This is a genomic window from Pseudomonas sp. AL10, assembly GCF_029960685.1.
GTDB lineage: Bacteria > Pseudomonadota > Gammaproteobacteria > Pseudomonadales > Pseudomonadaceae > Aquipseudomonas > Aquipseudomonas lactis.
On the sequence record NZ_JASBQZ010000106.1, the window covers coordinates 1 to 273 of the forward strand.

General features: G+C 49.1%; 1 protein-coding gene. It reads right to left on the bottom strand.

Features of this window, described 5'->3' with window-relative positions; all coding sequences use genetic code 11:
• Positions 1 to 273: T6SS immunity protein Tli4 family protein (locus QK296_RS29010; RefSeq protein WP_282392378.1), on the bottom strand; the 273-nt coding region annotated here is incomplete at both ends.

Sequence of the window (273 nt, forward strand, 5' to 3'; positions counted from 1 at the left end):
TTTCGCTCACAAAGAGTATTTGACGGTGAGTGTCATCGCTGAAGCCGATCAGGGATTCTTCGGCTTGCATGCCGGCTAATGTGATTTGGCCCATCCGCAGTTGTTCATAATCGCCTGCGAGGAATATTTTCCCGTCTTTTTGGGTTCGGACATGCAAACGTTCTCCATCATCAGGTGATAAGGCGTTGTAGTAGACGTTCAGCGATACGTCTGAAGCAGGGGGGCGAAAATAGAAACTGGCGATCTCATGGTCGTGATGACTGCGAATGACAA